The sequence below is a fragment of the Isoptericola chiayiensis genome (assembly GCF_013149805.1).
Lineage (GTDB): Bacteria > Actinomycetota > Actinomycetes > Actinomycetales > Cellulomonadaceae > Isoptericola > Isoptericola chiayiensis.
In genome coordinates, this window is sequence record NZ_JABEZT010000004.1 from 129,634 (window position 1) to 146,762 (window position 17,129).

The window sequence follows — 17,129 nt, forward strand, 5'->3', positions numbered from 1 at the left end:
GTCAGGCCGGGCGCAGGCGGGCGAGCCGCTCCACGCCGTCGCGCAGCACCTCCGGGCGCTTGACGAACGTGAACCGGACCCGCGAGCGCAACGCATCGGCCGCCGTCGACCCGGCACGGCAGAACGCCGAGATCGGCACGCCGACCACCCCGACCTGTTCCGGCAGGCGCAGGCACAGCCTGTGCCCGTCGTCGAACCCCAGCGGCGCGCCGTCGGCCACCACGAAGTACGTGCCCTGCGGCACCGTCACGTCGAACCCGGCCCGCTCCAACCCCTCGCACAGCAGGTCCCGCCGCTGCGCCAACGACGCCGCCAGCGCCCGCGGCGCCTCGTCGTCGCCGAGCGCCCGCGCGATCGCCGGCTGGAACGGCGCGCCCGACGTGTACGTCATGAACTGCTTGACCGTGCGCACCGCCGTCACCAGCTCGGCCGGGCCGTGCAGCCAGCCCACCTTCCACCCCGTCAGGCTGAACGTCTTGCCCGAGCTCGACACCGTCACCGTCCGCTCGGCCATGCCCGGCAGCGTCGCCACCGGGACGTGCACCGCGTCGTCGTACACCAGGTGCTCGTACACCTCGTCGGTGAGCACGACGGCGTCGCGCTCGCGGGCGACGGCGGCGACCTGCTCCAGCTCGGCCCGCGTCAGCACGGTGCCGGTCGGGTTGTGCGGGGTGTTGACCAGGATCATCGCGGTGCGCTCGGTGGCGGCGGCGCGCAGTGCGCCGGCGTCGAGGCGCAGGTGGGGGGTGAGCGGCACGGGGACGTGGGTGGCGCCGGCCATGGCGATCGCGGCGGCGTGGGAGTCGTAGAACGGCTCGAGCGTGACGACCTCGTCGCCGGGGCCGGTCAGCGCGAGGATCGCCGCCGTCAGGGCCTCGGTGGCGCCGGTGGTGGCCAGCACCTCGGTGTCCGGATCGACGTCGAGGCCGTAGCGGCGTCGCTGGTGGTCGGCGACGGCGTGGCGCAGCTCCGGCACGCCGTCGCCGGGTGCGTACTGGTTGCGGCCGGCGTCGATCGCCTCCTTGGCGGCCTCCTTGATCCAGGCCGGCCCGTCCACGTCCGGGAAGCCCTGACCCAGGTTGACCGCCCCCGTGCGGTTCGCGAGCACCGTCATCTCGGCGAAGATCGTCTGCGCGATCGCTCCGTCGTCGGACAGCAGGCCGGTGGCGGCGGCGACCTGGCGCCACCGGGGTGCGGACGTCATGGGGCGACCCTACCGAGGCCGGGCCATGCTGGACCCGTGACCGCCGTCGATCTCAAGAAGACCTACCGTGCGCTGTACTCCGCGCCGCGCGAGCCGGCACTCGTCACCGTGCCACCCCGTCCACACCTGATGGTCGACGGCGCCGGTGACCCGAACGCGGCGCCCGCCTACCGCGACGCGATCGCGTCGCTGTACCCGCTGGCCTACGCGTTGCGGGCCGCGATCCGCGACGCCACCGGCACGGCCTACACCGTCATGCCGCTCGAGGGGCTGTGGTGGGCGGACGACATCGAGCGGTTCCGCGAGCTGCCGCGCTCGGCCTGGCGCTGGACGATGATGATCAGCCTGCCCGACGACGTCGGCCAGGTCGACGCGGCGGCTGTCGTCGAGCGCACGACGGCGGCCCGCGACCTGCCGGCAGCGGTGCGGCTGGAGTCGTTCGGTGACGGGGAGGCTGCCCAGGTGCTGCACGTCGGACCGTACTCCGCCGAGGCTCCGACGGTGGACGCGCTGCACGCGTTCGTGGCGGCGTCCGGGCTGGAGCTGACAGGCCGGCACCACGAGATCTACCTGTCCGACCCGCGGCGGGTTGCGCCGGAACGGCTGCGGACGATCATCCGGCAGCCGGTGGCGGGCGGCCGCGAGCGCTGAGACGGGTGGTGCGTCCCGGTCGGGTCCAGCATGTGGGACATGTCCGGATCTTCCGAGACGGGTGTCGCACCGGGGCCGTGTGAGCGCTCACCACGACGCTGACGTGCGAGGACGTCGCCGGCCCGACGGCGCACAGGTCGGCGGTTCCGGGAGCCGGCCGCCGGTTTTCCACAGGCGCCCAACCCCGTGACCTGGATCTTCGCTACTGTCTGCGGCGCGTGATGGAAGGTCCGGTACCGCGACGGAGAGGCAGACCCGGTGGCCATCGAAGTACTCGCGCGCAGCGATGCCGCGAGCCTTCTCGCCCAGGAGGTGCGCGAGCTCGTCCGGCGTCGCGGCCTCGACCCCGTGACCGACCGTCGCGGACTCGAACGGCTCGTCGCCGAGGCCGCAAGCGACTGACCAAGACGGCGAGCGCCTGATGGCGAACCGACGATCAACCAAGTGCTCCGACTGCGGCACCAAGTGGAGCCAGCACATCCCGTTCAACCGCGAGCCCTCCACCTGGACCGCCCTGGACGTCCTGGCCCTCGTCGAGAACGAGTGGGAGAACAACCCGAGCGTCCCGTCACGAGAGTTCGCCTACTCCACCGTGGCACGACAACTGCTATGGGAGCTCGCAGCCCACGGTTTGCACGACGCCGTCGTGCGAGAGCTGACGCTGGCGGTGTGGCGCTGGGGCGAGACGCCCGGACGGGCGCTCACGCCGAAACGGTGGCTCAAGCTGTTCCGGCAGGGCGGTCACGCCGAGGTCGACAACGCCAGCGTCGACGAAGGTCGGTTCGCTCACGCAGCACCAAGGCCCGAGGCGCCCGTAAGCCTGCGCCGGGGAGCGCCGATGCTGTGGCGCAACGGCCTCGCCTGGACCACCTCACGCCAGGTCGCCGACTTCTACGCCTACGGACGTATCCAGCGTGACGGCATGGCCACGAGCGTGTGGGAGATCCGCGACGTGCCTTCTGAGCGCATCCTGGGACGCGTCATCGGATCCGAGGACGGCGACGGGGAGCTGATCATCGACCCCACGGCCTCAACCTCATTCGCCACACGCCCACCGACCCGACCGTCAACCAGTAGCATTCGAACATGAGTTCGAACAAGCGTTCGGTCGGCGACCGCGGGATCGAGCGAGTCCCTATGCGGGACTTCGCTACCGACGTCCCACCCGAGGCGCGGCGCGAGACGCCGACTCGCCCGTCCGAGCCTGTCCCCGTGACCGCATGGGTCACAGACGGGCGAGGGCGGGCGTTCGAGGCCAAGGGCGAAGCCCTCGCCTGGACCTCTCGAGCCGTCTATGTTCGCTACATCGACCCTGCAGGCCGTGAGGGGTTCGCCTGGGTGTGGGCGTCGGCCGTGACGCGGCAGTAAGGGGCAGGGCTGGTGTGCTAGCGGTACTATGCGGCGCATGAGCGCGTCGCTGGCCCGATCCTTGGCCGCCGTGTGGCACTCTCGACACTAGGAGGCTCCACAACAATGAGGATCAAAGGTACTTCCGACTTCGCCGTCAAGAGCCCTCTTGGCCTAGACGCAGCCGTCGAGGCGGTAAAGCGCGTTCTCGAGGACTTCGCGGATCGAAATCCGAGCGTATCAGCAGTGCAAGTCGAGGTGGTGCACTCGGATGAAATTCGAATTGAGATCGTGGCGAGCGGGACATACGCACGCCTTGACGACGAGCTCGATGAGTTGGCTGACCGAGTGTCTTCGGCTTTGCAGGCTGGAGAAGCAACCGTGAGTCGAGGGCTCACTTCCCTGGTCCCGAGTTGATCGCTGTAGTGCCGCGCAGGGGGGGTAGTCTGGGTAGTGTGGCTGGCGACGGTCAGAGTTTCGCTGAGCGTCTAGTCGGCGCGCTCCAGACGCTGTGGGCGAACTTTCCTACCTTCCTCCTGGCCATTGGTGCAGTGCTGCTCGCTTTCGGTGTCGAGGATTATCCTGAGGTCTTCTTCGTCGGTGCCATTGTCTCCGTGATTGCAGCAGTTTGGGCGCTGTTGGCCGCGCCGCGAATTGGCAAGATTCTCCGCCAGGAAGAAGAATCTAGGCAGCGGGCTCAGCAGCGATCGAAGTCGATGGTCGGAATAATGGACTACATGCTGCACGAGCTGCTAGCGGGCCTCAACATCAAGACCTTCGATTCTCGCGCTTCGGTATACATCTATTCTGACGAGTACTTCAACCTTGTAGCTCGGGCCTCGGATTCGCCCGGTCTGCGCGAAAAGGGTAGGAAGCGATATCCAAAGGACCAAGGCGTCATCGGTGAAGTTTGGAACAAGGGGTCGGCATGTTATACCCGTATGAGTGCCGACCGTGACCGCTGGAACAGGCAGTGCGTTGACGAATTCGGCATGGACCCGAAGGAGACGCGCTCGATCAAGATGCACTCACTTAGCATGATAGGCTATCGCATAGAAGCGCCGGGCGCCCATCCCGAGCCCGTCGGGATCGTTATGATTGAGAGTCTCTCAAGGCAGGGCGTTAACGGAACGCATGTAGATACCATCGCCACGCTCGACTCGTGGCCGATTATCAGAACAGTACTGCAGCAGATCATTCAGTCACTGGATGAGGACGACGCCTTTCCCCTGGACTGACAGTACGGTTCTCTCATCGGGCTAAAACTTCAAGCCCGGAAGCGCCCCACCCTCAGTTATTGGGGCAGGGCAGCACGCTTTCGGGCTCACGGTTCCTGGGCCTGTCGGAGGCCGTCGCTAGTCTGTCCACATGGCATATACGAGCATCCGCAAGGCCGCGGAAGGCGCAAAGATTGAGATCATCCTCAGTCCGTCAGAGGTCGATTCGCTGTTCAGCGAGGGGGCCGTTCAGGTGGACGGCGAACGGTTGACGACGGGCCACGGTCCGGCTGATCTGATATCGCTGAAGCTTGAGGTCGGGAACCAGACCGCTTAAGGGGCGGCCCGGAGACCTCCTGGACCCGTCCCGCCGCCCAAGCCGAGTGTTCGCCCAGCCGCTCAGCCCTCCGGGCGGGCCGGGACGCACCCGAACCGCCCGGGAGGCTCCGTCCGTCGGAGTCCGCGCTGCATCTGCTCCAGGGCGTTGGCTGCTTCTCGATGAAGAGCGACCAGATGCTCGCCACGGCACCCGCGCTAAGACGCGCGTTTCGTCGATGCGGGCCGCGAACTCGTCCGCTTCCATCAGGTCGCTCATTTCTGCGGCCGCTCAGTCGGCAGCGCGGCGACGTAGGCTGCGAGCTCGTCCCGCTCAACCACGGGCTTCGTGTTCTTTGGCGCCGGCGTATCGGACTGCGATGTCGCCGTTGCGGATGTGGTGGCGGATCAGCGACTCGGACAGGCCGGTTGCTGCTGCCGCTCCGGGGATGTCGTAGGACACGGGCTGGATCTGATACTGAGGCACTCGCCAGAGGGTGCCTCAGTCCGCACAAGTCCGCAACAGACCGGATCTCGCCAGCATCGACCAACGCCAGAATCGCTAGATTCCAACGGTTCTGGCGTTCGTCGTGTCTGGCCGTCCCTCGGGGGACAGGTATGGATCAACACCCCTTGTTAGGTTGGCAAGGGTTAGCGTCGTTGGTTTTTCCGAGAACGCTAGCCCCCTGGTGCGGTCGCAGGGCTAGAGTAGTTTCATGGCGATGAAGTACCGGGTGGCCGAGCGCGGCGAGCGGACGATCTACGTGGATCACGGCGTCTGGTACGACGCCAACACGAAGCACATCCACGTCACGGTGCCTGGTCACGAGGGCGCTCACTGGTCGTACGGGAAGTCGGACGAGAAGTACGCGATGTACCGCGCCATGGTCGAAGAGACGGGTCGCTGGCCGGAGAACGCGGACTAGATCAAGGACGGTACTCGTCGAGTGACTTCAAGATCGCATCCGCGTCGAACTCCGGCAGGCCTGATAGATCCACTTCAGGGATCTCGGCCAGGAGCCGCTGCAACTCGGTGTCGGCCGGCAGGACGTCATCGCTAGAGGCGAGGAGTTCCGTCAGCGCGTCCGCAGAGGTCCCGAGTAGGTCGTCCTCCTCGTCGTCAACTGCTTCGTCATCCGCCATCCTGCGGACTTGGACCACGACGCTCTCCCTGAGGGAACGGACGACCTCCTTGTCTTTGAGGAACGTGAAGAACTTCGCATCCACCTTGTAGGTGTCGGCCTCGATCACCTTGTCGAGGCCGCTCCTGCCGGTGTTGTAGAGGACTTCGAAGCGCGCCATGTCGGTCTCCTAGATCTTGGAAGCGGACGGCTTGTTGTCGTTGCGGGCGTCAACGAAGATCGGCTCCATCTTCACGCCCTTCTGATCGCTGAGGGCTTTGCAGGTGTCACGCACTCGGTCGAGCCGCAATTTCGAAAAGTCGTTGTCGGTGAACCCTACGCAGAGGTAGTAGCCGCCGGTGATTTTCTCGGTCTTGAGGTACTGCGGAAGTTGTTTCTCCGCACCCTGGAAGAATTTCGTGCTTCCGATGAACTTGACCTCGACCAGGGCGCGCTTGGTCCAGCCCGCCGAGAACTTGAAGTCCACCGGCCCGCGTCCCATGTTGGGCTCCTTGCTGATGTCCACATTTGCGGCCTTGCACTGCTGGACCCACATCGAGCCGGCGATCGCTTGGACGATCTTCTCGTCGCGGTGTTTCGTCAGGTTCTCGTTCCAGAGCGCCTTCCATAGGTCGGTGTCCTCGACAGCCGCCTTGAACTCGTTCGCGAGGCCCTTAACCCACTCCATGAACTCGTCCGCGGTCTTCGGCTGCGCCAGGTCTGCGGCGGCTGCGGCGGCGGCCTCTCGTCCGGCCTCGGCCCAGCCCACCAGCAGTTTGGGGTCGGTCTCGACGTCGTAGGGGAGGAGGGCTCCGCTCTCGATGACCTCGATGTAGCGCATCGCGATCTCCGGACGGGCGCGAGCGACGGCACGCCCTCGCTCAGCTTTCTTCCGCTTGGTGAGGGACTCTTCGAGGTCGTAGTTGAGGTCGTCTCGGAGCACGGAGGACTCGTTCGTCTCGGCCCAGCCCCAGAAGCCGTCCGCCGTGACCCGCGGAATGTCCTTCAGGAACCGCTCCGGGACGAGCAACACTCCACCCTTGGTCGCGGGGCTCTTGGGCAGCGGGAGCCGGCGGTCGTTCCAGCGGCCCTGCTTGGTCCAGGAGGCGTGCTTGACCATCACGTCCGCGGTCGTGATCCCGTGACGCTGGACCACCTGGCCGGTGTAGTCGATGAACAGGCCCTTGACGATGTTGCAGAACGCGTCGCTGATCCTGTCGACACCCATGCCGTCACAGAACAGGGCGAACGCCTCGACGTACTTCACGGTGTCGATCGAGTGGGTGTTCAGGATGTTGAGCGCTTCGGCCATGCGCCGCGCGAAGTCCTTGCCGGTGCCGGAGCCCTCCGGATGACCCATCGACAGCCCGAGGGCGAACTCCTTGGGCTCGGGGAAGGTGAGCATCCGCTCGGCCTTCTTCCAAGCAGGCGACTTGTTGTCCCCGCCGGAGTTGGCCACTAGGTCGAGCGCGAGCCCGAAGAACTGGGTCAGCTGAAAGCGTGTGTCCGACCAGTAGGGGTCCGAGTCGTCGAAGACGAGGAACGGGTCGACGTACAACGGCGTGTCTTCCGTACACTCAAGATCAAACCAGTCATCGTCATCTGTTGGAGTAATCCCAAACTCGTCGGTGAACCGCACCGTTGCCCCCGTGGGTCATGGGTGCGAGCGCGTCTCGCATCCGAGTTCCAGAGCACCACGACGGACCCCTGATTCTTGGGTGACACGCCGGTGTGAATCCGGCATCGCCGTACTCCGATGCGCTAGTGCGTCACTGTGCCTCACAGGCACCAGGCGTCACAGCAAGGTCTTCGTGCGCTGGGTGCCCGGAGTTGCGGAGGTGGCTAACTCTGCCAGGTCGGATCCTTGGAGTGTGTTGATGTTGGGTGCAATAGCCTCGGACGGCGAGGCGTGAGAGATCGGATGAAGGACATGAGCGATCGAGAAGTGATGGAGACCGGCCCGGCGTGCCCCGAGTACGGACGCCCGCTGCGTTGGGGGGACCTGCTGCAGCTTGGCGAACAGGTCGGACAGGTCGCGTCCGTCGGCGGTCGTGCTCATGACGTCCGTGTGGGCGTTGTAGCCGCGTGGCATGTGCGTCTCCTTGTGAGTCGGGAAGTCGCGGACGTCTGCCCGCCCCGTTGCCTCACAAGGGCTCGCTGCAGCCAACTGGTTGACAAGCGCAACGATGCCCTCATCCACAGGGCGAAGGCTAGCGACTGGGGCATTCGGGGTGGCGTCGCCTTACGGTGCGAGTCGGACTCGGCCGCATAGGGTTCCGTTCGTGAGTAATCAGGACGACAATCAGCCAAAGGCACGTTGGGGCCTCGTCGCACTTGTGACCGCCCTGGGGGCTCTGGTGATCGGCGTCCCCTTCGCCCTGACCAAGTGGGTCAATCCGGAATTCGGCACCCCGCAGTCGCTTGGCTCGACGGCTCTCATCAACGTCGGGACGACGCTGCTTCTCGCAGCACTCCTGGTCTGGCTCGGCCGGAGTTTCGTGAGCCACGCGGAGGGAGCGGCCCGGCGGGTAGTCGAGGAGAGGACGGAAGAGTTCCGCCAAGAGACGGAGGACATTCGTCAGAGACTTGAGGCGTTGCAGGGCCGGGTCGATGAGCGCACGGCCTCGGCAGAGGCAGCCGGAGCCGCCGTTGCGGATGACATCGTCACGGACGTTTCGTACGAGACGGTGACTAGGGCTCTGGAGCTCGCCAACGACGTCGAGGCGCTATGGCACTCCGCGATCACTGTCCCCACGAATGATTCCATCGACGCTCCGGCCGTCAGGCTGAGTTGGACCGCTGCGCATCACGGCGGACGGTTCGACGATCTCGACAACCTCATCGCGACCCTGGAAGTGGACTACGAGCACCACCCCGAGTCGTCCACCCGTCGCTTCGATCAGGAGTGGCTACCCGGCGTTCCTGCGGACGAGATGCTCCACGAGCTGAAGGAGTCGATGATCAGGGCGGACTACGGAGAGGCCGCACAAGCGCTGGACGCTCGGTACATGTTCGAGCGCTTCGGCCATGGGATCAGCGACGCCATCGCGGGCAAGCGTGCGCAGGCCGACGCGTGGCTGAAAGGCTGCGGCGCGCTGCACGAACTTGTTGGGGCGGACCTTGCGGTTACGAGTCTGGGGGTGGCTGCTCGCGGACACGGCCTCGCTTTTAAGTCAAGCGAGTTTCCCCAGCGTCCGCCGCCCGTCGTGTCCGCCGAACAGCTTACCAATCGGAAGCTCTACCGGCTGCCGACGCCGCCCGTGCCGGACGGGATCGACCCGGAGCACTGGACCGTGGCAATCGCCCGTGCAGCGGAGCATCATCCGCCGGTGAGACGGCCGGGTATCCCCGACTTCGGTGGCTATGGCATCCCGGTCACGTCGGCCAACTCTCCGGTGCCTCGGGACTAGGGCGCGGAGATCAGCAGCGCGGGATCACCAATCGGGTGCGTCGTCGAGTCGAAGAACCTGACCGTGTGGCTCGGCAGTTGGCGGCGAATGCGAGCCTTCTCGGCGATGATCGCGTGGTCGTCTCCGCTGGGGTACATGGAGACAGCGATCCGCCGGCTCCTTCCTTCATTCAGAGCCGCAGCAATGTGTGCGTCTTGCCCGGCGAGCGAGTGACCGAACAGTACCGTGGGCGACTCGTCCTCGCGCAGACCCTCTAAGCAGAACGAGAGGTAGGGCGACTGCCGGATAGTGCGCAGCTTCGCGGCCGAGGTGCCTTCGCTGACGAAGAGCGGACGACGGGTGCCCATAGGGCCGTAGTTCGACTTGAGGACGTCCAAGAGTCGACCATCGGCGGAGGTCCACTTGCCGTCCTCGCCAGTGGAGTCGTCTGTCCACAGATGCAGGCCTCCGTGGAGGTAGTAGACGCAAGTCGCGCCAGACCGATGGACCTCGACGTCGAGGGGGTCGAAGCGACGCCCGGCAGCCCAGAAGAAGTCGATGATGTTCACCTGCTCGCTCGATTGCAGATGGCTCCAGTAGAGCGACAGGTCGTAACTGGTCGTGTACACGTACCGGTGGGCGTTCATGGTCTTCGCCAGCAGGTCGTGTGTCGCCTGCGGAAAGACTCCCCACGGCACGTGGACGTCGTTCACGGTCTCGAACAGCGCGTCTCGGACTTCCGCGTAGGTCTGCTCGACCTTGCTCGTGGACTCGTGGAGGGCTCGCAGCGAAATGTTCGCGTGGTGCAGGCATTCCAAGCACTGCTCAAAGTTCGTCGTCCCGAGTTCCGCGAAGATCGCTTCCGCCTCCGGCGTCAGGGTCGCGCTCGTGAAGAGGCTGTCGTAGCGGAACCCCGCCCACAGGTTGATGCTGAGGCCGTTGCCGATGAGGAGTGAGGGCCACTCGCGGGACTCGAGGTCGGCCCAGTCTTCGAGATCGGAGTCGAGGGGATCTGCCACCCACCGAAGCCTACTCAGGCCGAGGCGAGGCGGCGGACCTCTGCGCGCTGGGCAGCGGCGAGTACGTGGCTGTGGTGCCAGGACTTGGACTGCTTGGTGGGATGGGGTACGCCCTCGTCGTCCAGCAGCCGGGCGATAGCCGAGGCGGAGAGGCCGGCGCGGCGCAGGTCGTAGATGCGCTCAACTGTTCGGACCCTCCGGCACCATGACGGTGACCGGTCACGCCCTGGACGAGTCGGCATGACCCGCGCGCCATCCCGAACGCGGGTCTGCCGCCGTCGAGTTCCTCGGTGCGAGCGTGCTGCTCATGGTGCCGCTCGTCTACCTCGTGGTCGCCCTGGCCCAGGTGTCCGCCGCGGCGTTCGCCGTCGAGGGTGCGGCACGGGAGGCGGCCCGGGCGATCGTGAACGCGGACTCGTCCGGCGAGGGGGTCGAACGTGCCCGGGCCGCGACACGACTGGCGCTCGCGGACCAGGGGTTCGACGTCGACGCGGCGAGCGTGCTGGACGTGGAGTGCTCCCACGAGCCGTGCCTCACCCCCGGCGCGACCGTCGGTGTGCGCGTCTCCTACGAGGTTCCGCTGCCGCTGGCGCCGCCCGCGCTGCAGGGCTGGGTACCGCTGGCGATCCCGCTGGAGGCGGCGCACGTGGCCCCCGTCGAGGAGCACGTGGCGGTGCGGCCGTGAGCGGAGCACGGGAGGACGGCCGCATCATGCTCCTGACGGCAGGGTTCCTGGCCATCGGCCTCATGCTGGTCGGCGTGGTCGCCTCGGCGGCCGCGGTGCACCTCGATCGCAAGCACCTGTTCGACCTGGCCGATTCGCTGGCGGTGGCGGGCGCCGACTCGATGTCGCACGCTTCCTACTACGACGACCCCGGGGCTCCGGACTCCTCCGGGGTGCTGACCCTGACCGACGCGGGGGTGCGCGACGCGGTCGCCGAGCACCTGGCGGTCCAACCGGCGTCGTCGGCGCCCGGACTGCGCGACGTCCGGGTGACCGAGGCCGTCACACCGGACGGTCGCAGCGCCCGGGTCAGCCTGGTCGGGACCTCCCACCCGGCGCTGGTGCGGTGGTTCACCGACTCCTTCGGCGCGGGCATCACCGTCACGGCTAGCGCGACCGCCCGCGCGGGGTGAGCGCAGGGCCGCGCCACCAGTGGTCAGCACCCGTCGAGCACGCGGATCATGGCGTCCTTCTCGGGCTGGGTCACGGCGAGGTCATAGGCGGCCTTGATGTGGATCTGTGTCGCGACGTACCGGCAGCGGAACGCGTTGTTCGGCGGCAGCCACTCGGCGGCGTTCGCCGCACCCTTGGCACGGTTCTCGCTCGGGTCGACCATGAGCAGGTTCGCGGGGTCGTTCGCGAACTCCTCGCGACGATCCTCGTCCCAGGCGTGCGCGCCGGAGATCCAGGCGTTCTGCAGGGCGACGAGGTGCTCGGCGTCCAGGGACACCGCCAGGTCGTCGCTGCCGCGCTCGAACGCCCGGTCGGTCTCGCCGGTGTACGGCTCGGTCGCGAGCGTCCCGGTCAGCACGGTGCAGCCGTTCTCGTCCACCGTCTCGTCGACGAGGTCGCGGGCCAGCGCGTCGTTGCGGGCGTCGCAGCCGTTGCCGTCCGGGTCGGTCCAGTGGTCGAACTCGTCGCGGTCGTAGCCGGTCTGCGGTGCCTTGCCCTTGACGGTCAGCCCGTCGAGCTGTGTCGTGACGCGGGCGACGTCGACGGACCCGTCCGGGGTGACGCCGTCGTCGGCGGTCACCTCGCCCTCCCCGAGCACGGCGCCGGCCGCCTCGGAGACGACGGCCCCCAGGTCGAGGTTCAGCTTCTCGTCCAGGTCGGTCGCCACGACGGCGACGACGGCGGCGATGAGGACGGCGATCAGGCCGGTGAGGGTGCGACGCATCCGCGCATCTCACCAGGTCGGAGCCGGTGCGCGAGGTTCCCACGCCGGTGTCGGCGCTGCTGGGTGCGGCTCGGCTGCGTAGGCTGCCCGCGAGGAAAGGGGGCCGCATGGCTCAACGGGACAGGGACACGCCGTCGTCGCGCCGCCGGGACCTGCTGCGGCGTCGCGCCGTCGTGCACGAGGCCGCGCCGGCCGGGGTCCCGCACCTGACCCGCTACGTCGAGGACGGCCGTCCGACGCCGGCGCCCGCCGGAGCCAGCGTGGCGGACGGCCTGCGCTTCGCGGACGCCGCCGACGGGCGCATGACGATGTCCCTCTACCCGCGGCCCACCGAACCGGACGTCCGCGAGCTCGCCGAGGCATGGGACCTGCACCCCCTGGTCGTCGAGGACCTGCACCACGCCCACCAGCGGCCCAAGCTCGAACGGTACGGGGACGTGCTGTTCCTGGTGGTGCGGTCCGCCTGGTACGTCGACGCCGAGGAGGACGTCGTCCTCGCCGAGTTCCACGTGCTTGTGCGTCCGGGCGCCGTCGCGGTGCTCTGCCAGGACGGGCGCTGGATCGACGGCACGCCGGCCGACCGGCTCGACGAGGAAGGGGCGGGCTCGGACGCGACCGTGCGCACTCTCCTCGCGGACGAGGACCTGCTGCGGCTCGGCCCCCAGGCCGTGGCCTACCGGCTGCTGGACGCCATCGTCGACGGCTACGCGCCCGTGCTGCAGGGAGTGGGCGTCGACAAGGAGCAGATCGAACGCCAGGTGTTCAGCGGCGACGCCGCCGTGGCCGAGCGGATCTATCGGCTCAGCCAGGAGGTCATCGATATGCAGCACGCGACGGCGTCGCTGACCGAGGTGCTCGACGCGCTGCGCGCCGGGTCCGCCAAGCACGACATCGCCCCGGAGCTGCAGGCCTACCTGCAGGACGTCTCGGACCACCTCACCCGGGCGGACGCCCGGGTGCGCGAGTACCGCGAGGCGCTCGGGCAGATCCTCGACGTCAACGCGACGCTGGTGGCGCAGCGCCAGAACGAGGACATGAAGAAGATCTCCGGCTGGGCGGCCATCCTCTTCGCGCCCACGCTGGTGGCCGCCGTCTACGGCATGAACTTCGAGGTCATGCCGGAACTGCACTGGGCGTTCGGCTACCCCCTGGCGGTCGGGCTGATGCTGACCTTCTCCGTCGTGCTCTACGTCGTGTTCAAGCGCGGCCGGTGGATGTGACGGCGCGGTCCGCTACGGTCGAGTCATGAGCGACGACCAGCTTCCCGTCCACCTGGACCAGATGTTCGACCTCGCCCGGGCGGGGGAGGGGCTGCTGCTGGAGTTCGTCGACGCCGGGGTCCCCGTGGAGCACGCCGACGCCCAGGGCAACACGCTGCTGATGCTGGCCGCGTACCACGGGCACGCGGAGCTGGTGCAGGGTCTGGCCGAGCGGGGCGCCGACGTCAACCGGCTCAACGCTCGCGGTCAGTCCCCGCTGGCCGGCGCGGTCTTCAAGAACGAGCCCGCAGTGATCGGCGCGCTGCTCGCGGCCGGGGCGGACGTCGACGCCGGGAGCCCGAGCGCCCGCGCGACGGCGCAGATGTTCGGCCGCACGTTGCCCGGGGCGTTCTGATCGACCGGTAGGCTGGATCCTCGTGGCCACCATCGACTTCCCCGCCGAGATCAAGGGGCTCCGCTCCACCCTCGAGTCCATCGAGGCGGTGAGCGACCCCACCGTCCTCGAGGCCAAGATCGCCGACCTGTCCCAGCAGGCGACGGCGCCGGACCTGTGGGACGACCAGGAGAACGCGCAGCGGGTCACCTCGGCGCTGTCCAACGCGCAGAACGAGCTGGAGCGCGTCAAGCGGCTCGGCCAGCGCATCGACGACGTCGAGACCCTCGTGGAGCTCGGCAACGAGATGGACGACCCGGACTCGCTGGCCGAGGCCGAGACGGAGGTCGCGGCACTGCGCAAGGAGCTCGACTCCCTCGAGGTGCGTACGCTGCTCAGCGGCGAGTACGACGCCCGCGAGGCCGTCGTCACCATCCGTGCCGGGGCCGGCGGCGTCGACGCCGCGGACTTCGCCGAGATGCTCATGCGCATGTACCTGCGCTGGGCCGAGCGCCACGGCTACCCGGCCAAGGTGATGGACACCTCCTACGCCGAGGAGGCGGGGCTGAAGTCGGCCACCTTCGAGGTCAACACGCCGTACGCCTTCGGGCACCTGTCCGTGGAGGCTGGCACCCACCGCCTCGTGCGCATCTCGCCGTTCGACAACCAGGGTCGGCGTCAGACGTCGTTCGCAGCCGTCGAGGTGATCCCGCTCATCGAGCAGACGGACTCCATCGAGATCCCGGAGAACGAGCTGAAGATCGACGTCTTCCGCTCCTCGGGCCCGGGCGGTCAGTCGGTCAACACCACGGACTCCGCGGTGCGCATGACGCACATCCCGACCGGCACCGTCGTCTCGATGCAGAACGAGAAGTCGCAGATCCAGAACCGCGCCGCCGCCCTGCGCGTCATGCAGTCGCGCCTGCTGCTGATCCGTCAGCAGGAGGAGGCCGCCAAGAAGAAGGAGCTTGCCGGCGACATCAAGGCGAGCTGGGGCGACCAGATGCGCTCCTACGTGCTGCACCCGTACCAGATGGTCAAGGACCTGCGGACCGAGCACGAGTCCGGCAACACCCAGAACGTGTTCGACGGCGCGATCGACGACTTCATCGAGGCGGGCATCCGCTGGCGCCGCGGCCAGATGGACGACTGAGCGGCCCCTGCGAGGTAGGCAACTACTCCGCGAGATAGTCCAGGTCCCGCTGAGGTAGGCAACTTCTCCGCGAGGTAGGCCACGGTTTCGTGGCCTACCTCGCGCCGACGTTGCCTACGTGGGCGAAAGATCGCCTACCTCGGCGGGAGGATGCCTACCTCGGCGGGAGGATACCTACCTCGCCGGGACGTCGCCTACGTCGCGGGGGAGTTGCCTACCTCGGCGGGACGCGCCTCTCGGCACGATTGCGGCGGGCAATGGACTGGGGGGTCTACCCGCGACACACCGGCGTGTCCTGCCCGGGCGCGCCGAGCGCGCCGTGCGACTCTCGAACCGGGCCGTCGCCCACCTCACAGGGTGACAGCCGGGGGGAGGTACGCCGTGATCCGATTCGAGAACGTCTCGAAGGTGTACGCGCGAGGAGCGCGTCCTGCGCTGGACGACGTCTCGGTGGACGTCGAGCGCGGCGAGTTCGTGTTCCTGGTGGGGGCCTCCGGCTCCGGCAAGTCGACGTTCCTGCGGCTCGTGCTGCGCGAGGAGCGCCCGACCGGCGGCCGCGTCTACGTGGCCGGGCGGGACCTGACCCGGTTGTCCTCGTGGCGGGTGCCGGCGCTGCGCCGCGGCATCGGCATGGTGTTCCAGGACTTCCGGCTGCTGCCCAACAAGAGCGTCTACGAGAACGTCGCCTTCGCCCTGCAGGTCATCGGCCGCCCGCGTCACGTCATCCGCACCACCGTGCCCGAGGTGCTCGAGTGGGTCGGGCTCGACGGCAAGGAGAAGCGCCGCCCGCACGAGCTCTCCGGCGGCGAGCAGCAGCGGGTCGCCATCGCCCGCGCGTTCGTCAACCGGCCCCAGATCCTGCTGGCCGACGAGCCGACCGGCAACCTCGACCCCACCACCTCCCTGGGGATCATGCGTCTGCTGGACCGCATCAACCGCACCGGCACCACCGTGGTCATGGCGACGCACGACGACGAGATCGTCAACGAGATGCGCCGCCGCGTCGTCGAGCTGTCCACCGGGCACGTCGTGCGCGACGAGGCCGACGCCGTCTACGGCCGCCGCGAGGAGATCCTGCCCGCCGTCGGCCCGGTCGCCGTGCTCGACGCTCCCGGACGGGACGTGCCGGTCCGCCGCATCACCGTTCGCCCCGAACCGGGCGACGTCGCCGCCGAGCGCGCGTCGGAGGAGGCGGCCGAGCACCTCACCGAGGACATCGAGCGCGAACCCGTCTCCGAGCCGCTGGAGGAGCGCTCGAGCGCGATGTCCGGTGCGGCGCGAGCCACCGAGGAGGCCTGAGCCGTGCGGTTGCAGTTCGTCCTCGCCGAGGTCCTCCAGGGGCTGCGGCGCAACGCCACCATGGTCGTCTCGGTGATCCTGGTGACCTTCGTGTCCCTGACCTTCGTGGGCGCCGCGGCCCTGCTGCAGATGCAGGTCACCAAGCTCAAGGGCGACTGGTACGACCTGGTCGAGGTCTCCGTCTTCCTCTGCCCCGAGGGATCCGCGGTCCCCACGTGCGCCGACGGGGAAGCCGGCGACGAGCAGGTCGCCGCGATCGAGGACGTCATCGACACCGAGCTCGGCGACATCGTGGCCACCACGTACTTCGAGACCAAGGAGGAGGCCTTCGAGGCCTTCGAGGCGCGCTATCCCGACGGCTACCAGGGCACCCAGCTCACCGTGGACGACATGCAGGCCTCGTTCCGGCTCCAGCTCGCCGACCCCGAGCAGTACCAGGTGGTCGACGACGTGCTCACCGGGCGGGACGGCATCGAGGTGGTCGAGGACCAGCGTGCGGCGTTCGAGCCCCTGTTCGTGGCGCTGAACAGGGCTTCCATCGTCGCCGTGGGCCTGGCCGGCGTCATGCTGCTGGCCGCGGCGTTGCTGATCACCACCACCATCCGGCTCTCCGCCGTGTCGAGACGCCGGGAGACGGGCATCATGCGACTCGTGGGTGCCTCGTCGCTGTTCGTCCAGCTCCCCTTCATGCTCGAGGGGGCGATCGCCGCGCTGGTCGGCGCCGTGCTCGCCGTCGTCGGGCTGTGGCTCGCGGTGCAGTACCTCGTGGCCGACTGGCTCGCCCGCTCGGTCGACTGGGTCGACTACGTCAGCACCACGGACGTGCTGACGATCGCGCCGCTGCTGCTCGCTGTCGCCGTGGCGCTCGCCGGGGTCTCGTCCGCCGTCACGCTCTACCGTTCCTCGAGGGTGTGATCGAT

At 68.0% G+C, this 17,129-nt stretch carries 22 protein-coding genes; 14 read left to right on the forward strand and 8 right to left on the reverse strand.

From position 1 onward, the window contains the following. Position 1: 1 nt before the first annotated feature. Entirely contained in the window at positions 2-1,204 is a 1,203-nt protein-coding gene (locus tag HDG68_RS09835; protein ID WP_172151629.1) for a pyridoxal phosphate-dependent aminotransferase, read from the reverse strand. A 36-nt stretch (positions 1,205-1,240) separates the two neighbouring features. Here HDG68_RS09835 and HDG68_RS09840 point away from each other — a divergent pair, with 36 nt between their 5' ends. From HDG68_RS09840 to HDG68_RS09860, 5 genes are all read left to right on the forward strand, one after another. Beyond that, entirely contained in the window at positions 1,241-1,855 is a 615-nt protein-coding gene (locus HDG68_RS09840) for a GyrI-like domain-containing protein (protein WP_172151630.1), read from the forward strand. A gap of 258 nt (positions 1,856-2,113) precedes the next feature. Continuing rightward, positions 2,114-2,257 (forward strand): hypothetical protein, encoded by a 144-nt coding sequence (locus tag HDG68_RS09845; protein ID WP_216648254.1) that lies wholly within the window; start codon positions 2,114-2,116, stop codon positions 2,255-2,257. A 19-nt stretch (positions 2,258-2,276) separates the two neighbouring features. After that, a complete protein-coding gene (locus HDG68_RS09850; protein WP_172151631.1) occupies positions 2,277-2,945 on the forward strand; it encodes a hypothetical protein in 669 nt (222 codons plus the stop codon). Positions 2,946-3,657: 712 nt separating this feature from the next. After that, complete coding sequence (locus tag HDG68_RS09855; RefSeq protein WP_172151632.1) at positions 3,658-4,440, forward strand: hypothetical protein; 783 nt, start codon at positions 3,658-3,660, stop codon at positions 4,438-4,440. A 130-nt stretch (positions 4,441-4,570) separates the two neighbouring features. After that, a complete protein-coding gene (locus HDG68_RS09860; RefSeq protein WP_172151633.1) occupies positions 4,571-4,756 on the forward strand; it encodes a hypothetical protein in 186 nt (61 codons plus the stop codon). A gap of 312 nt (positions 4,757-5,068) precedes the next feature. Here HDG68_RS09860 and HDG68_RS17380 read toward each other — a convergent pair whose 3' ends face one another. Further along, positions 5,069-5,197, reverse strand: a complete 129-nt coding sequence (locus HDG68_RS17380) for a hypothetical protein (RefSeq protein ID WP_281359049.1) — start codon at positions 5,195-5,197, stop codon at positions 5,069-5,071. Positions 5,198-5,450: 253 nt separating this feature from the next. Here HDG68_RS17380 and HDG68_RS09865 point away from each other — a divergent pair, with 253 nt between their 5' ends. Further along, positions 5,451-5,660: a hypothetical protein gene (locus tag HDG68_RS09865; protein ID WP_172151634.1), complete on the forward strand. Its 210-nt coding sequence runs from the start codon at positions 5,451-5,453 to the stop codon at positions 5,658-5,660. A gap of 1 nt (position 5,661) precedes the next feature. Here HDG68_RS09865 and HDG68_RS09870 read toward each other — a convergent pair whose 3' ends face one another. From HDG68_RS09870 to HDG68_RS09880, 3 genes are all read right to left on the reverse strand, one after another. Next, a complete protein-coding gene (locus HDG68_RS09870) occupies positions 5,662-6,036 on the reverse strand; it encodes a hypothetical protein (RefSeq protein WP_172151635.1) in 375 nt (124 codons plus the stop codon). A gap of 9 nt (positions 6,037-6,045) precedes the next feature. Further along, positions 6,046-7,494 carry a hypothetical protein gene (locus HDG68_RS09875; protein WP_172151636.1) on the reverse strand — a complete coding sequence of 483 codons (1,449 nt, stop codon included), beginning with the start codon at positions 7,492-7,494 and terminating at the stop codon, positions 6,046-6,048. Positions 7,495-7,650: 156 nt separating this feature from the next. Beyond that, the gene (locus tag HDG68_RS09880) at positions 7,651-8,055 is read right to left on the reverse strand and encodes a hypothetical protein (protein ID WP_172151638.1); all 405 of its coding nucleotides are present in this window, start codon (positions 8,053-8,055) and stop codon (positions 7,651-7,653) included. A gap of 82 nt (positions 8,056-8,137) precedes the next feature. Here HDG68_RS09880 and HDG68_RS09885 point away from each other — a divergent pair, with 82 nt between their 5' ends. Then, positions 8,138-9,265 (forward strand): hypothetical protein, encoded by a 1,128-nt coding sequence (locus tag HDG68_RS09885; protein WP_172151640.1) that lies wholly within the window; start codon positions 8,138-8,140, stop codon positions 9,263-9,265. Here HDG68_RS09885 and HDG68_RS09890 read toward each other — a convergent pair. Then, positions 9,262-10,263 carry a DUF4917 family protein gene (locus HDG68_RS09890; protein WP_172151642.1) on the reverse strand — a complete coding sequence of 334 codons (1,002 nt, stop codon included), beginning with the start codon at positions 10,261-10,263 and terminating at the stop codon, positions 9,262-9,264. The genes HDG68_RS09885 and HDG68_RS09890 overlap by 4 nt on opposite strands. Before the next feature lie 14 nt (positions 10,264-10,277). Then, positions 10,278-10,505 carry a recombinase family protein gene (locus tag HDG68_RS17670; protein WP_172151643.1) on the reverse strand — a complete coding sequence of 76 codons (228 nt, stop codon included), beginning with the start codon at positions 10,503-10,505 and terminating at the stop codon, positions 10,278-10,280. A gap of 65 nt (positions 10,506-10,570) precedes the next feature. On the opposite strand from HDG68_RS17670, the gene HDG68_RS09900 reads away from it, so the two are divergent. Continuing rightward, positions 10,571-10,948, forward strand: a complete 378-nt coding sequence (locus HDG68_RS09900) for a pilus assembly protein (RefSeq protein ID WP_246253824.1) — start codon at positions 10,571-10,573, stop codon at positions 10,946-10,948. Further along, positions 10,945-11,400, forward strand: coding sequence for a hypothetical protein (locus HDG68_RS09905; RefSeq protein ID WP_343037523.1), 456 nt, complete (start codon positions 10,945-10,947; stop codon positions 11,398-11,400). Before HDG68_RS09900 ends, HDG68_RS09905 begins: the two co-directional genes overlap by 4 nt. A gap of 23 nt (positions 11,401-11,423) precedes the next feature. On the opposite strand, the gene HDG68_RS09910 is transcribed toward HDG68_RS09905, so the two are convergent. After that, on the reverse strand, positions 11,424-12,164 hold the full coding sequence (locus HDG68_RS09910; protein ID WP_172151644.1) for an HNH endonuclease family protein: 741 nt from the start codon (positions 12,162-12,164) through the stop codon (positions 11,424-11,426). Between the two features lie 107 nt (positions 12,165-12,271). Between HDG68_RS09910 and HDG68_RS09915 the strand changes: the two genes are divergently transcribed. The 5 genes from HDG68_RS09915 to ftsX all read left to right on the forward strand — a co-directional run bounded on the left by HDG68_RS09915 (position 12,272) and on the right by ftsX (position 17,124). Next, positions 12,272-13,384 carry a magnesium and cobalt transport protein CorA gene (locus HDG68_RS09915; protein WP_172151645.1) on the forward strand — a complete coding sequence of 371 codons (1,113 nt, stop codon included), beginning with the start codon at positions 12,272-12,274 and terminating at the stop codon, positions 13,382-13,384. Between the two features lie 25 nt (positions 13,385-13,409). Beyond that, positions 13,410-13,778 (forward strand): ankyrin repeat domain-containing protein, encoded by a 369-nt coding sequence (locus HDG68_RS09920; protein WP_172151646.1) that lies wholly within the window; start codon positions 13,410-13,412, stop codon positions 13,776-13,778. A gap of 22 nt (positions 13,779-13,800) precedes the next feature. Then, complete coding sequence (gene prfB, locus HDG68_RS09925) at positions 13,801-14,910, forward strand: peptide chain release factor 2 (RefSeq protein WP_172151647.1); 1,110 nt, start codon at positions 13,801-13,803, stop codon at positions 14,908-14,910. A gap of 381 nt (positions 14,911-15,291) precedes the next feature. Beyond that, a complete protein-coding gene (gene ftsE / locus HDG68_RS09930) occupies positions 15,292-16,209 on the forward strand; it encodes a cell division ATP-binding protein FtsE (RefSeq protein ID WP_172151648.1) in 918 nt (305 codons plus the stop codon). A gap of 3 nt (positions 16,210-16,212) precedes the next feature. Beyond that, positions 16,213-17,124 (forward strand): permease-like cell division protein FtsX, encoded by a 912-nt coding sequence (gene ftsX / locus HDG68_RS09935; protein ID WP_172151649.1) that lies wholly within the window; start codon positions 16,213-16,215, stop codon positions 17,122-17,124. Positions 17,125-17,129: the final 5 nt, after the last annotated feature.